The organism is Neotabrizicola paludis (assembly GCF_044142105.1).
GTDB lineage: Bacteria > Pseudomonadota > Alphaproteobacteria > Rhodobacterales > Rhodobacteraceae > Pseudogemmobacter.
This window is the reverse complement of record NZ_JBGTYM010000006.1, coordinates 18,559-32,206: the sequence shown is the minus strand read 5'-3', so window position 1 is coordinate 32,206 and position 13,648 is coordinate 18,559. Positions and strand designations below refer to the sequence as shown.

The 13,648-nt window shown below is 66.9% G+C and carries 10 protein-coding genes; 4 read left to right on the top strand and 6 right to left on the bottom strand.

Features of this window, described 5'->3' with window-relative positions; genetic code table 11:
- Nucleotides 1–48: 48 nt before the first annotated feature.
- Entirely contained in the window at nt 49–555 is a 507-nt protein-coding gene (gene tagF, locus ACED67_RS13605) for a type VI secretion system-associated protein TagF (protein ID WP_395542212.1), read from the top strand.
- On the opposite strand, the gene ACED67_RS13600 is transcribed toward tagF, so the two are convergent.
- The 4 genes from ACED67_RS13600 to ACED67_RS13585 form a co-directional block, all read right to left on the bottom strand.
- Nucleotides 542–2,854 (bottom strand): type VI secretion system Vgr family protein, encoded by a 2,313-nt coding sequence (locus tag ACED67_RS13600; protein ID WP_395542211.1) that lies wholly within the window; start codon nt 2,852–2,854, stop codon nt 542–544. The genes tagF and ACED67_RS13600 overlap by 14 nt on opposite strands.
- Before the next feature lie 110 nt (nt 2,855–2,964).
- Nucleotides 2,965–5,421, bottom strand: coding sequence for an ImcF-related family protein (locus tag ACED67_RS13595; RefSeq protein WP_395542210.1), 2,457 nt, complete (start codon nt 5,419–5,421; stop codon nt 2,965–2,967).
- The gene (locus ACED67_RS13590) at nt 5,421–6,317 is read right to left on the bottom strand and encodes a M15 family metallopeptidase (RefSeq protein ID WP_395542209.1); all 897 of its coding nucleotides are present in this window, start codon (nt 6,315–6,317) and stop codon (nt 5,421–5,423) included. Before ACED67_RS13590 ends, ACED67_RS13595 begins: the two co-directional genes overlap by 1 nt.
- Before the next feature lie 4 nt (nt 6,318–6,321).
- Nucleotides 6,322–7,077, bottom strand: coding sequence for a PP2C family protein-serine/threonine phosphatase (locus tag ACED67_RS13585; RefSeq protein WP_395542208.1), 756 nt, complete (start codon nt 7,075–7,077; stop codon nt 6,322–6,324).
- A gap of 152 nt (nt 7,078–7,229) precedes the next feature.
- Here ACED67_RS13585 and ACED67_RS13580 point away from each other — a divergent pair, with 152 nt between their 5' ends.
- Complete coding sequence (locus ACED67_RS13580; protein ID WP_395542207.1) at nt 7,230–8,039, top strand: OmpA family protein; 810 nt, start codon at nt 7,230–7,232, stop codon at nt 8,037–8,039.
- Nucleotides 8,040–8,157: 118 nt separating this feature from the next.
- Here the strand turns inward: ACED67_RS13580 and ACED67_RS13575 are convergent, their stop codons facing one another.
- Complete coding sequence (locus ACED67_RS13575) at nt 8,158–8,610, bottom strand: hypothetical protein (protein WP_395542206.1); 453 nt, start codon at nt 8,608–8,610, stop codon at nt 8,158–8,160.
- Between the two features lie 5 nt (nt 8,611–8,615).
- The gene (locus ACED67_RS13570; RefSeq protein WP_395542205.1) at nt 8,616–10,808 is read right to left on the bottom strand and encodes a caspase family protein; all 2,193 of its coding nucleotides are present in this window, start codon (nt 10,806–10,808) and stop codon (nt 8,616–8,618) included.
- A gap of 225 nt (nt 10,809–11,033) precedes the next feature.
- Here ACED67_RS13570 and ACED67_RS13565 point away from each other — a divergent pair, with 225 nt between their 5' ends.
- Nucleotides 11,034–11,318 carry a hypothetical protein gene (locus tag ACED67_RS13565; protein ID WP_395542204.1) on the top strand — a complete coding sequence of 95 codons (285 nt, stop codon included), beginning with the start codon at nt 11,034–11,036 and terminating at the stop codon, nt 11,316–11,318.
- Nucleotides 11,319–11,378: 60 nt separating this feature from the next.
- A complete protein-coding gene (locus tag ACED67_RS13560) occupies nt 11,379–13,643 on the top strand; it encodes a glycosyltransferase (RefSeq protein ID WP_395542203.1) in 2,265 nt (754 codons plus the stop codon).
- Nucleotides 13,644–13,648: the final 5 nt, after the last annotated feature.

The window sequence follows — 13,648 nt, the reverse complement described above, 5'->3', positions numbered from 1 at the left end:
GAGTTTGCCTTTGTCTTCGAAGAAGTTTGGCGCTGCGGGGCGGGACGTATGACCGAGATCCTGACCGGCTTTCACGGCAAGCTGCCCGGGCTGGGCGATTTCGTCAGCCGGGGCCTGCCCAGCGGATTTGAGGCCTTCTGGGATGGCTGGGCCGCGGCCCATCTGGCGCGGCGCGAGGGCTGGCCGGAAGCGGGCCTGCGCCTGCGCCTGCAATCGGGTGGTCGGGTCGCGGCGGGTGTTGCGATCCCCGGCACCGACCGGGTGGGGCGGCGATTTCCGCTGGCGGGGTTTGTGATCGCCGCCGACCTGCCCGGACCTGCGGGGCTTGATCCCTGGTGTGACGCTGCCTTGGCCTGTCTGCGCGCGGCTCAGGCGGCCGGGCAGGGGCCTGACGAGGTGGCCGAGGCGCTGGAGGCCCTGCCGCCGCCCGAGGGCGCGGCAGAGGGACCGCCCATGGCGCTGTGGGCCGCCGGCCATCCGGCGATCCCCTGTGATGCCGCCGCCCCCGAAGCCGCCTTGTCGGCCTTGTTCGCCAACGGCCCTAGTTGTTGTTGATCTTCGAACCCTTGACGGTCACGTCGCTGGAGGCCTTGACGTTGATCTTGCCCGAGCCCTTGAGGGTGATGTCCTTGCCCTCGATCGAGATCGTGCCATCCTTCTTCATCGAGATCGCGGCCGAGCCTGTCTTGATCACGATGGCATCGGCGGCCTCGAGCGTGATGGTCTTGCCCGCTTTCACGCCAAAGCTTCCGGTCACGTCAAAGGCGGAATCCTTCGCAACCTTCGTGCCCTGACCGCCGCCGATCTCGATGGCCTGATCCTTGGCGATCTTTACGCCCTGCAAGCCGCCGACATCCAGCGTCTGATCCTTGGCGATGGTGATCGCCTGCTTGCCGCCCACGGTCCAGGTGTCGTCCTTGGCCACGGTATGCGTCTCGGCCCCGCCCACGGTCACCGAGCGGCTGGAGCCGATGGTGTTCGTCTGTGACGCGCCCACGCTGCGCACTTCGGCCCCGCCGACCGTATCGGTGCGCATGGCGCCCACGGTGACGGTCTGGGCAATGGCGACGGTCTGGGTGTGATTGGCGCCGATGGTCTCGGTCGAATTGGCGCCGATGGTGATCGTCTCATTCGCACCGACCGAAAGCGTGCGGTTCGACCCAACCGTCTCGTCGTCATTGACGCCGATCGAGGTGGTCTGGTTCGCGCCCACCGTGACCGACTTGTTGTTTGCGACGCTCTCGGTGCGGTCATGGCCGATGGATTGGGTGGCGTCATGGCCGACATCCTCGACCCAGTCATGGCCGATGGTGCGGGTCTCGTTGTTCTTGATCAGTTCGACATGATCCTTCTCGGCCTGGAAATAGACCTCTTCCGCGCCAGCCTTGTCTTCGAAGCGCAATTCGTTGAAGCCGCCGGACGACGGCGTGGACCAGCTTTTCCAGCCGGATTGCGAGGCATTGCCGGGCAAGCCATAGGGCACAGTGTTCTGCGCGTTGTAGACGCGGCCGGTGATGATGGGCTGGTCGGGATCACCTTCCAGGAAGTCGACGATCACCTCATGGCCGATGCGCGGGATCTGGATGAAGCCCCAGCCCGCGCCCGCCCAGGCCGCACTGACGCGCACGAAGCAGGACGAGTTTTCGTTGCGATGGTCCAGCCGGTCCCAGTGGAAATGCACTTTGACCCGGGAATATTCGTCGCAGAAGATCTCGGCCCCCGATGGCCCGACCACCACCGCGGTCTGCGGCCCCGCCATGCGCGGGCGCGGGGTGCGGCGGGGCGGGCGGTAGGTGACTTTGGCGGGCGACAATTCCAGCTTGACCACATAGCCCGTGCCCTCGCGCGACTGGCCCGCGCGCAACTCTTCGTCCCAGAGCTCATAGCTTGCGCGGATGACGATATACTGCTGGTTCTCGTCGTCGCGCGGGAACAGCGTCAGAGTGAAGACCCGGCCCGACCACAGCTGGCGTGCGGTGCCCCGCGCCTCGACCCGGCGCTGATCGGCCTGCAATTCCTGCAGGCGCAGCTCGGCGATGGCCTGGCCGGGATTTAGCTCAAGGTAGCGTCCGGGGTAGTGATAGACCTCAGCCTTGTTCAGCTCTCCCTCCAGCGCATTCTGGGTCATTGTGGTCAGATCGAAACTCGGCTTCTCGAAATCGTAGTCGGTCGCAGCGTATTTGCCGCTGCGCACCTGCGATCTGGGCACCCAATGGGTGATGAAATCGCCGTCGCGAAAGCTGACCCGGCTGTCTGGCTCATAGGGCAGGTTCTCGCTGCCCGGCCCCGGTTGAAGCGCGGTATTGTCATCCGCGAGGACCAGCACATGACCGTCGGCATCGTGGTCGAAATGATAGAAGATGCCCTCGTGTTCCAAAAGCCGTTGCACGAAGGCCAGATCGCTTTCGCCATATTGCACGCAATATTCGCGCTTCTTGTACTTGCCGCGCAGCTTGATCTGGTACTTCGCCTCAGGATAGGCCTTGAACACCGCCTCGACGATGTCGGGCACGGTCTTTTCCTGAAAGATCCGGTTGTCGGTATCCAGGGACAGGAACCACAGCCAGGGCCGCAGGGTCATGCGGAAGAAAGCCAGGTCGTCGCGGATTTCCTCAAGCGCGAAATCGGCAACATAGCCGTGGAAATGCCGCTCTTCCTCGCCCGCCACGGTGATGACCGCCTTGGTCCCGAGAACGACGCTCGCCTCGAGATTCATGTTCTTGCACGAGATCAGCAGGCCATAGGCGAAGGGACTCGAGATCTCGTCACTGCCCTCCATCCGGGCAAAGAAGATCTCGTCGTCAATGGCGGGAATCGAGACGGTGATGTCGCGGTCAGGGGTCACGGCGGGCATCCTTGAAGCGGATCATGAAAAGACGCGAGGGCAATATGCGGGCAGTATAGCGGCTTAACGGCCACTTGGCGCGTGGGAAATTCCGGCCCCCGCGCGGAAGCGCGCGCGGATCACAACAGGGGCGGGCAGGTAAGGCCCTTCATCAGCACCCGCTGGGCCAAGGGGTTTTGCGGCTTGTCGAACAGGATTTCCAGAAACAGCCGGGCATTCTGGGCGCGCAGATCGACAAGGAAGCGCTGGCCATTGTCGCGGTCGCGCAGGCGCAGGGGCGCGACAAGCCGCAGAAGACCCCAGAGGCCCGGCGCGGAAAGTTTTGCCTCTTCGCTGCCGGTGGCGAAGGTCACCTCGATGCCCTGCGCGGGATCGGGGCCGGGCCAGGCCAGGACCAGACTGTCGGTCGACGCCTCGACCGGGCCGCCCGTGCCGCCCAGCACCACGCGCGCTTGGCCACGTTCGGCCAGGGCGGACAGGGTCAGCGTGGCGCCCAGCCTGCCCTCGGGGAACAGCCCCGCGCCGATTTCTGTCGCGCGTTGCAGAAAGATGGCGCTGTCGGGTGTCAGTCCCTCGAACCGCGCCTCGGGTTTCCAGCGCCAGGGCGTCGCCGACATGTCCAGCATCTCGGCAGCGCGGGTCTTGATGAAGCGGTCGATCAGGCCGCCCGGCGCCAGAAGCTGCGCCATGCGGTCGGGGTCGGCATCCTCGCCCGGATCGGCAAAGGGGAAACGGGCATTGGTGACGGCAAGGCAGGTCTCCAGAACCTCGCTCTGCCAGCGCCGGGTCAGGTCGTTCGACAGAAGATCGGCATGGGCGGCGCCGGTCTGCGCCAGCGTATCCTCGACCAGTTGCACCACCACCTTGGGGGCCACACCCAGCGCCGCGACCGAGGCCGCGCGGTCCTGCACCGACATCAGCCGCTGCTGGCCCTTTTCCTGGTCGCGGTCGCGCGCCGCCAGAGCCACGTTCAACCCGGCGAAAAGCTTGCCGATTTCCTGCATGCGCCCGGCTTCGACATATTGGATCATCGGGCCGAATTCGGCGGCGACGCGGATCTGCTGCTCATGGCTGCGTGCCCGGTCGGTGCCGCCGGCCTGAACCCAGACCTCGCGCAGCAGCCCCTCGAGCGGCGAGGCGCGGCGGGCAAGCTCGCCCGAGACCAGCACCGCCACTTCGGTCGAGGCGAAATCCGGCACGCGCAAATCGGCAAGATAGGCCTGCCAGCGCGTCAGCGTGTCATCCTGCAAGCGGTCCATCAGCAGATCGGGCGTGTCGTTCTGCGGTATGGGCGGGGTCTTGAACAGGGCGCTCGCCCGCTCGCGCGCGGCGGTGACGGCAAGGCCCGCACCGAAATCGCGAGCATGGTCCCAGCCCGCCTGGGTGTAAAGCCCCGGCATGGGGGTCGCCATCGGCAGGCCCGAGCGGCGGCGCAGGATCGTGGTCAGGCCGGGCACGGCGGTATCTGGCTGCCAGACGGGCAGGGCAGCCACGGCGGCCGAGCGGCGCAGTTCCAGATAGGCGCGGTCGGGTTCCGATGCCTCGGCGGCGATCACCCGCCCCTGATCCAGCAATTCGCCATCGGGCGGGGTCGGCATGATCGGCGGCTTTTCCAGCCGCAGAAGATGCGGCGCAAGGCCTGCCAATGCGGGGTCGGCGGCGGCGCGATCCTCGGCCCAACCGGCCAACCAGGCGGGTTGCCAGTCGCTTTCGCCCGACAGGATCGTCCAGGCGCGCAGCGTGTCATAGGCGGCGGCGGGCTCGCCCTCGCTGGCCAGCGCGCGGTCGATGGCCTTGGACATCAGCCCGGGCAGATGGCGTTGCAGCGCCTCCTGATAGGCCGTCTCGGCCATGACAGCGGCGTCATGACCCGTCATCCCGGCGAACAGGTTCACCGGCGCCTTCGCCCGGGTGACCATTGTGACTTCCGTCTCGCGCCACAGCGCATCCAGCCGGGCTGCAAGGTCGGGGAAGGGTCCGGCGCGGTCCAGCCCGATCTCGATGGCGCTGGCGGCATAGGCCCCGGCCAGATCCCGGTGAAAGCGCCACTCCACCCAAGCCATCCAGCCCGCCACGGCCAGCGCATAGGCGGTGATCAGGACCGCGAGCATCCCGGTCCAATTCGCGGTCACGGGCGAGGTGTCAAAGGCGCGGCGGCGTTCCTCCATCCGGCGCAGGCAATCGGAGAGAAGGGGCGTCACCCCGGCATAATCCGCCATCCCCGCGCTGCGACGCAGGAATTCGGCCAGATCGGCTGCGGTGACATCGCGCCCGTCGAACAGGAAGCGGCGCGAGGCATCGCCCCAATCGGCCACGTCGATCGCTCGGTTCTGCCGGGCGCGCTGGTCGATCACCAGGGCGAGAGCCGCGCGCGAGGGGGGCACGGCAGGGGCAGGCACGCCCGCGCGCTGCAGCCCGAATTCAAAGCGTTCTAGCAGGGTGCGGGCATGCAGCAGTAGGTCCGACTGCTTTTCGCGGGTGACCGTGGCCAGCCTGTCGGCATAGGCCAGGACCGGCTCGGCAAGACGGGCGACCGTGGCCGCCTGACCCGTGGCCTCGCTGCCCGGCGCGGCCATTAGAGCTTTCCTTCCGCCTTCCAGGCGCGCAGGGTTTCCTCGCCCACCTCGAAATGCATCGAATCCTCGCGGTTATAGGCCGCGCCCCAGAACCAGCCCTCGTCATTGAAATATTCGGCAAGGATCAGCAGGCCGAATTGCGTGCCGCCATCGGCGAAGCCGTCAAGCTGGCCTTCAAGCGTCAGGTCGATGGCCGTGCCCCAGGAATGGTTCGAGATTGAGGTCGAGGACCCGCGGATGTTGCGCACGCAAAGGGCGCCCGCCGTGCCGACCTTTGCATAGATGTCGGGATCGCTTTCCTTCAGCCGGTCGAGCACCCGTTGCAGGCTTTCCAGCGCGGGCCGCAGCATCGTTACCTTGATCGGCCCGACCGTGCGTTCCTCAAGAAGCGACTTCAGGTGCTCATTGGTCATGCCCTGGCAATCCTGCGAATAGCTCTCGCGCGGATTGCCCAGCAGCTCCAGCATGGTGCGGTTGCGCGGCTGGGTGATGCCCTTGTTGAAGCGGGTCTTTGCCAGCTTCATCTGCTCGGTCAGGTCTTCGGTTGCCGGGTTCTCGAAATCCTCGTCGGGCAGTAGGGCGGCGGGATCGGCGGGGACGACGCCCTCGGCCTCGCCCGTGGGCGCCGGGGTTGGGGCAGCGACCGGGGCGCGATTGGCCAGAAGGCTCAGATCCTCGCGCAGCCGTTTCACCTCTTCGGTCAGGCCTTCGGATTTCGCCACCTCCTCGGCCAGCGCAGTTTCCAGCGTCTTCACGCTGTCTTCCAGCCGCTGCAAGCGCAGGTCGGTGGCGCCATCGGCGGTGTCGATCAGCACCGTGACCACGGCGAAGGCGATGGCGGCGACGACCGTGCCAATGGCGACGATGACAGGGCCGATCAGCGTGCCTCGTGCCATAGGGTCAGCCCGCCACCAGATCGACGACCACGACCGAGACATTGTCGGGCGCGCCTTCCTCGAGCGCGCGCAGGACCAGCGCCTCGCAGGTCGCCTGGGCATGGCCGCCCTGCGACAGGATCGTCTCGATCGCGGATTCATACAGGCAGCGCGGCAGCCCGTCTGAACAAAGCATCAGCCGGTCGCCCAGGATCAGCGGCACGGCGGCATGGTCCACCTCGATCTCGGGCGCGGCGCCCACGGCGCGGGTGATGATATGGGCTTCCGGGTGACCTTCGGCCTCGTCACTGCCGATCTCGCCGCGGTCGACCATGCCCTGCACGACCGTGTGGTCATGGGTCAGCATCCGCAGGCGCTGGCCGCGCAGCAGATAGGCGCGACTGTCCCCTGCCCAAGCCACATGCGCCACGCCCTGGGCGATGAACAGGGCCACGACCGTCGCCCCCATCACCTGCGCGCCGCGTTCACGGGCGGCGATGCGGACGATGGTATTGGCGCGTTCGATGGCGTCTTCCAGCGCCTCGGGCGGATCGGCCTGATCCCCGATCGCGGCCAGCGCGTCGATCACCAGATCGGCGGCGACGGCCCCGCCCTCATGCCCGCCCATGCCATCGGCCACGGCCCAGAGAACATGCGAGGGATCGGCCAGAATCGCATCTTCATTCTGTGTCCGCACACGACCGCGATGGGTAAGCCCCGCGCCCTTCGGAACGGGCAGGGGCCCGGCGCCGGGGCGGGGAAGTATGGTGGTCGGCTGCATCATGCACCCTGGGCCCGCCGGAGCGCGGAAGGCGGCGGCGTAAGGAAAACGTGATGCATGGCGAAGAGCCCGGAACAATGGCGGAGATTGAAAACAAGGTCAGGCTAGCATAGCATGGTTGCGCGTTTAACAGCAAAAATTTGGATGAAATCATGCGTCATGCCGTGCTTCTTGCCGCCGTTTGCGGGCTATTCGCCACGACCCAGATCGCACGGGCCGAAAGCCTGACCGACGAGGAAATCCTGCAGCGCTTCCTGATCCAGCGCGATGCCTATACCGCCGTCAAGACCGGCAAGGGCAAGACGCGCGGGTTGGAAATCGTCTCGGTCGAGGATTTGGGTGGTACCGAAGGCACGGCGGCCGCAGGCGCGGCTGAAGGAACGGCAGTGGCCGATGGTGGAACACCGGCCACGGACGGCGCGACCGAAGCGGGCGGCGAGACCGGCCCGGTCGTCGCCGCGACCGACGGGCCGGAGATGGGCAGTACCACCACGGACGAGACGAGTGGCGTCACCCTGACCGAGGCCGAGGTCGATCCGGTCAAGGCGGGTGACAATCCCGACCTGATCCTGGCCGCCAACCCGGATTCGCCCATCGACCCGACCCAGGTCGGCATCCTGCCCGAAGAGTTGCAGGTCAATGTGCGGATCACCTTCGATTATGATTCCGCCTCGATCAAATCCGATCAGGTGCCGGTGATCGAGCAGATGTGCCGCGTCATCAAGGCCAGCGACATCAAGCTTTTCCGCATCATGGGCCATACGGATTCCGCAGGCTCGGACGAGTATAACGAGAAGCTCTCGCTCCTGCGCGCCCAAGAGGTGAAGCGGCGGTTGGTCAGCGATTGCGGCATTGACGAGGCGCGCTTGCAGGCCATGGGCCTGGGCGAGCGGTTCCTGTTCGACAAGACCAATCCCAAGGCGGCCGACAACCGCCGGGTCGAGTTCCAGGCGATGAGCTGAGGCCAGACTGGTACTGGGGGGCGTTTGTGGCGCCCTCGGGGGCTTTGCCCCCGAACCCCCAGGGTATTTGAGAACAGAAGATGGGTGGGCCGGCATTGCTCGGATGGCAACGTGTGAGTCAGACCGGCAGCGCCGCCTCGCGGGCGAGAAAATCCTCGAATTCCTCGCCCAGCGTGATCTCCTCGGTCACCGCCCATTTTGCCAGCACCACCTCGTAGCGGCGGCGCAGGTAGCTTTCATATTCCGCCGCCGCAAGCAGGCGCAGGTCCGCGCGTGTGGGCAGAAGCTCGATGGCGACGGGTGCATCGGCAAGGAAGGGCAGCGACAGGCCGGTTGCACAGATCACCGGGCGCTTGCCCTCGTCCCAGAGGCTTTGCGCCACACCTGCCAGCAGGGCCTCGCGCGCGGGCAGGCCAGGACCCAGGGCCGAGATGAGGCAGCGCGGGCGCGACCCGCCGTCCAGATCGACAAGAAGGATCGCGTCGGATTGCGGCAGTGACTCCGCCTCGGCGGCGGGCTCCGCGACGGCCTCCTCGGTCAGGATGTTGTCCTGCATGGGGTCTTCTGGCATTCCGGTCAGATCCCGTTCTGGTCAATGAAGGTTTTCACTTCTGCGCGCAGTGCGGCTTCACGGCCCTTGGGCAGTTGCGCCGCCAGATCCTTGACCAGATCCTCGGCGCCCTTGACCTTGCCTTCTTGGGCGAAAAGGGCGTTGCGGAAGGCTTCTTCCAGATCGGGCTTGCGGCCGAAACGGCCGTCGCGCCAGCCCCAGGCCAGGTCGAGATAGGCTTGCGCCAGCCCGCGCCGCGTGGAATCCTGGAACAATTCCAGCGCCTTCTGCGGATCTGCGGCGATACCGCCACCGCCCTTCAGGTAAAAGCGCCCGCCGTAAAGCGGCGCATAGCCATTGCCCATTTCGCGAGCGCGCTCCAGCCAGTCGAGCCCGGCTTTCACGTCTTGTTCCACCCCCTCGCCGTCCAGATAGGCGCGGCCCAGGTTGGCCATCGCCGTGGTCTGGCCCTGGTTTGCGGCGGCGCGGTACAGGGCAGCGGCCTCAAGCGGATCCTTCTCGACACCGGTGCCGTTCCTGTAGGCATCGCCAAGCGCCGTGGTGGCATGCGGCCAGCCCATCGAGGCCGCAAGCCGATACCACAGCACGCCCTCTTCCGGGTTCTTGTCGACGCCTTCGCCCAGGCGGTAGGCGGTGCCCACATTGGTGCGGGCGCGCAGATTGCCCATGCCGGCGGCCCGCATATACAGCGCGAAAGCCAGCGCGAAGTCGCGCTCTTGCCCGCGGCCCATGCGGGCGTTGAAGCCGCGGTTGACCATGGCGGCGGCATAGCCGCCGGTGATCGCGGCATCGTAATAGGCGTTGGCCCAGTCATACCGGCGGGCCTGATCCAGCACCCGGCCGAACTGGAACAGAAGGCGCGGGCTGTCGGGCGCCTCGGCCAGCGCGAAGGCGCAGGCGCGCAGGGCGCGGCGCAGGTTCATCCGCGACAGCGATACGCCCGGCGTAAGCTTGGCTGCATCCAGGGGATCGGCGGCTTCCTCGTCGCAGGCATTGGCCTGGGCGCCCAGTCCGGCCTGGGTCTGCGGGTAGCTCAGCGGCCAGGTGCGGAAACTGTCGCGCATCACATATTCGCCCGACTGGTCGAGAAGCGGCGAGGACCGACCCTCGGCCTCTGATCCTGGCAGGCTGGGGCCGATCTCGGTCACGATGGCGCCGGGTGTCAGCATGATGCCGTCGCGGGTGACGGTTTCCTTATCCGGCGTGCCGGACGCCAATTCCTGCACCGCGCGTGCCTTGGCTGCCTCGGCATAGGGGCTGTCGGGGAAGACTTCGGTAAAGCGTTGGAAATCGGCGGGGTCGCCGGAAGATTGCAGATATTCCCACAGCACGCGGTCCAGCGTCAGCACCTCGCCCGAGGCGGTGGTGACGCGGGCGGGGCCGGTTGCGGGGGCCGGACCGGCAAGCGGCGCCGCAAGATCGGGGCGCAGGATCAGCTTGGTCTCGATCGAGCCGGTGATCCAGGGGATCTGCGTGCCGCCCGAGGAGGAGCGGACCGATCGGCGCACGGTGCGGAAGACGTCATACAGATCGGCGCCGCTTTGTTGCAGCGCATTGGCCAGCGCCAGCGAATAGGGGCTGTTGCCGCTGCCGGTGGCGTCGGAATCCTGCGCCACTTCGCCCGCGCCGGTGGAAAAGGCGATCAGAACCTCGCCCGAAGGCGCCTCGATGAAGCTGAAGCCGGATTTCAGGTCGCCCTCGCCCGTGCCCGCCAGCACCGTGCGGCACGCATCGAGCACGACGATGCGGATGCCCTTGCCGCTGGCGGTGACGCGATCGAGCACCGAAGACATCGGCAGGCCCGCAGTCGCGATGCCCTTGACCGAGGTCAGGTTGGTATCGACCGGCAGAAGCAGGTTCTCGTTGCGATATTGCAGCCCATGGCCCGCGTAATAGAACAGGCCGACATCCGCGGTCGCCATGGTCTCGGAGATGCGGTCCAGAAGAAGCGGCATCTGCGCCTTGGTCACGTCGAGATAGAGCGAGGTGTCGAAGCCCAGCTCGGTCAGCGTCTGGGCGATCAGCCGCGCGTCATTGGCGGGGTTGTCCAGCGGTGCGCCTGCATAGGTCGAATTGCCGACGACCACCGCCACCCGGCCCTCGGCGAAAGCCGATGCTGGCAGCAGCACAAGGCAGAAGGCGGCGCAGAAAGCGGTCCGAACCCTGCGCCATGATAGGGCAATCGCGAGGCTTTGCATGAAATGTCCTTCGGCAAATTCCGGGGCAAAAGGCCCGGTCGGGCCCCTGGAATGCTGCGGGGACCCCAAGGGTTATTCTTGGGCAGGCGGGCGTGATGTCAATCCTCTTCGCGGGGTCGGGATTGACAGGGTAGGCAACGGTGCTAGGCTGGCGTTAATATTTTCACGGGCGGATTTGTCGCTCGTGACCCTTGTTTTGACAGACATTTTCCAGGAGGTGCCGCGATGAAGAAATCAGCGCCGCTGATTTGGGCCACAGCGCTCGCCGCCTGCGTGCCAACTTATGTGACCAAGGACGGTTGTTTCGTCAGTCATGAAGAACAGAGCTTCTGGGATGCGACGGTCAAGAAGGGCACGGCCAAGGCCTATCGCGCCTATCTGAACAATTATCCGCAGGGCTGCTATGTCGCGCGGGCGACGGCCAAGCTCAAGAAACCCGTTGTGGCGCCGGTGATCAAGAAACCCGTCGTTCCGGTTACCCCGGCCTTGGGACAGCGAATCTACCAATAACCGGAGAAGCCGGAGCCGACGGGATAGCAGGATGACACCGATCGCGGGGAAGACCTGATCATGGCGTCGGACCTGCCCGTCTTCGATTGTGTCCATGCCTGCGACCTGCGCTATCGCGGCGGCACGTCAAGCGCCCTGCGAGGAGAGCTGGCTGCGGCGGTCGCTGCCGGGCAGCGCATAGCCCTTTTGCCACTGCTCGGCCCCGAGGCGCCCTATACGCTGACCGCCGATCCGCGGCTTGAGGCGCTTTGCGAAGCGCTTGGCGTGCCGATCCTTGCGCCCGAGACCGAGGCGCGCTGCGAGATCCTGTTCTGCCACCATCCGCAGGTCTTCCGGCACATGCCGGACCGGGCGCTGGCCCTGCGGCCGGACCGCGTGGTGCTGGTCCTGCACCAGCCGCCGCTCGATGGCGCCGGGCGGCAGCAATATGACCCCGGCGCCGTGCTGGCGGTGCTGGATCGGCTTTTTCTGCAGCAGGCCTGGCTCGCCCCGGTCGGGCCGCTGGTACGGGCGCAGCTGGCGCTGCTGGATCAGCCGGAACAGACCCTGCTGCCGGAGGATCTGCCCAACCTGCTTGACCTGCGCGACTGGCCGCTGCGCGACCGCCCACCGCCGGGTCGGGACGGCCCCGTCGTCATTGGCCGTCACGCGCGCGCGGACCGGCTGAAATGGCCCGAAGATCCCGAGGTGATCCGCGCCGTCTGGCCCGACCGGGCCGATGTCGAAGTGCGCATCCTGGGCGGGGTGCATCTGCCCGAAGGCATGGCGCTGCCTGCAAATTGGCGTGTTCTGCCCTTTCGCGAAACGGGTTTGGCCCGGTTCCTGCATGGCCTTGATTTCTATGTCTATCACCATCACCCCGACTGGGTGGAGGCCTTTGGCATGGCTCCGGCCGAGGCCATGGCGACCGGTCTTGTCTGCCTCTTGCCACCGGCCCTGCGTCCCAGTTTCGGCCCCGGCGCCCTTTATGCCGCGCCGCAGGATGTGCTCACCCTGATCGAGCGGCTGCGCGCCGATCCGGAGGCCTATCTTGCCCAGTCCCGCGCGGCGCGGGCATGGATCGAGGCGCATCACGGGCTAGCGCGTTTTGCCGACCGGCAGGCCGCCCTGCGCAAGGCGCTGCGCCTGCCCGACCGCCTCGCCACTGGGCAGGCGCTGCCGGTCGCCGCCCCGCCGCTTCCCTTGCAAAGCCCGTGGCATTTCGTGCGGCCGCCCGCGCGCCAGCGCCTGCTTCTGGTCTGCGGCAATGGCATCGGGCTGGGCCATGTCACCAGGCTGATGGCCATCGCGCGGCGGTTGCCCGATTGGATCGAGCCGATCTTCCTGACCCGTTCGCTGGGCACGCATCTTCTGCGCCAGCAGGGGTTCAGCGCCGATTACATCGAAAGCTCCACCCGCTCGGGCGTGACGGTGGAAAGCTGGAACGAGGCCTTCGCGGTCGAGACCGAGAATGCGCTGGCGGCGACCGGCGCGCGGATGGTGGTCTTCGATTCCAACGATGTCTATCCGGGCCTCTTGCAGCTCATGCCGATGCGACCGGACGTGCATTGGTTCTGGCTGCGCCGGGCCTTGTGGCAACCGCATCACCGGCTGGATCCGCGCTATGCGCCCGCCTTCCGTCTGGTGATCGAGCCTGCCGAACTGGCCGGGGCCGAAGATGGTGGGCCGACCATGGGCGCGCCAGATGTGGCGCGGGTCGGTCCGGTTCTGGTTTGCAACCCGGATCAAAGACTTGCGCGGGACGCTGCGGCGGTGGCGCTGGGCGTCGATCCCGGGCGGCGGGTGGCGGCGGTGCAGCTGGGATCAGGGCGCAATTACGACATGGAGCCGGTGCGCAGGGCCGTGCTGGCGGCGCTGGCACAGCAGGAGGTGCAGGTGATCGAGATCGCCAATCCGCTTGCCCCGGCGCGGGCGCCGATGCCCGGCGATCCGGCGTCGCGCGCGGTCTTTCCGCTCTATCCGCTCAGCCGCGCGCTGGATCTGATGGTGGTCGCGCCCGGCTATAACAGCTTTCACGAATGCGCCTATGGCGGGGTGCCCGCGATCTATGTGCCGAACCGGCACGGCATCATGGATGACCAGCATCTGCGGGCCGCCTGGGCGCAATCGGCGGGGCTGGGTCTGTGCCTGACGCGCGAGGATGCGCCGCGGGCCGAGGCGGCGGTGAGGCGGGCGCTGGCGCCGGATTTCGCCCGGGGCGTCGCGCTGCGGGCAGGGCGTCTTGGCTATGTCGACGGCGCGGCGCAACTGTCCCGGCTGATCGAGCTGGCGCTGGTTTCTGCCCGGACCGACGGGAAACTGTCGCGGCGCCTGCCAAGGGGCTGAGTCGC